The 894-nt window shown below is 62.8% G+C and carries 2 protein-coding genes; both read right to left on the bottom strand.

What is annotated here, in order from left to right; all coding sequences use genetic code 11:
• Positions 1-90: 90 nt before the first annotated feature.
• Positions 91-228, bottom strand: coding sequence for a hypothetical protein (locus PQQ95_RS36515; RefSeq protein ID WP_408447249.1), 138 nt, complete (start codon positions 226-228; stop codon positions 91-93).
• A 200-nt stretch (positions 229-428) separates the two neighbouring features.
• Positions 429-894, bottom strand: a 466-nt coding sequence (locus PQQ95_RS36520; protein WP_408447252.1) for an electron transfer flavoprotein subunit alpha/FixB family protein, incomplete at its 5' end; no start/stop codon positions are given.

An 894-nucleotide genomic window follows, 5' to 3' on the forward strand; every position in this document is an offset into this window, starting at 1 on the left:
CACGGGCGCGAAATCATCTTCGGTCACAGTCGAAATGCACACTACGGTACGTCTCCATTCGTCCAGTTGAACACCACGAGAGGCGACGGGTTACTGTTGCCAGGCCGGCTCCGATGCGCGCCGCGGCGACGCATCGGTTTCGAATACCATGCCCATTGCCGGGCGCGTCGGTGCCGGCGGAAACACGCACCACGACCCGTCGTCGTGGCGGAAGAAGACAAGCGCCATCGCGCCATCTCCACGATCCGACTCGACGCATACATAGCGCCACAACTTCCGGCGCGAACGGCTAACACGTGTTATTCGAAGCCGATTTTCGGGCTCCGAACCGAGCCACGATTCGACGACATTGCGCAGCGATCTTTCCCGGGCACTCATCGACCTCTCCTGCTAATCCGCACTTCCATTGCCGGCACGCCGGCACGTGCTCAAACCGTGGCCGCGAGTTCCGGCACGACCGTAAACAGATCGCCCACCAGACCGTAATCGGCGACGCTGAAGATCGGCGCTTCCGCATCCTTGTTGATCGCGACGATGACCTTCGAGTCTTTCATCCCGGCCAGATGCTGGATCGCGCCCGAAATGCCGACCGCGACGTACAGTTGCGGTGCGACGATCTTGCCGGTCTGGCCGACCTGATAGTCGTTCGGCACGAAGCCTGCATCGACGGCTGCGCGCGATGCGCCCAGCGCGGCGTTCAGCTTGTCGGCCAGCGGCTCCAGAACCTTGGTGTAGTTCTCGCCGTTGCCCAGACCGCGGCCACCCGAGACGATGATCTTCGCCGACGTCAGTTCCGGACGGTCCAGCTTCGTCACTTCACGGCTGACGAACTGCGACAGGCCAGTGTCGGCTGCGGCTTCGATCTTCTCGACCGAAGCGCCGCCGCCTTCTGCT

This window comes from Paraburkholderia caffeinilytica (assembly GCF_046030355.1).
Classification (GTDB): domain Bacteria; phylum Pseudomonadota; class Gammaproteobacteria; order Burkholderiales; family Burkholderiaceae; genus Paraburkholderia; species Paraburkholderia caffeinilytica_B.

Bases quoted from the DNA above. Each gene is read 5' to 3' on its own strand.
- PQQ95_RS36515 (WP_408447249.1), bottom strand. From the start codon at position 228: ATGGCGCTTGTCTTCTTCCGCCACGACGACGGGTCGTGGTGCGTGTTT.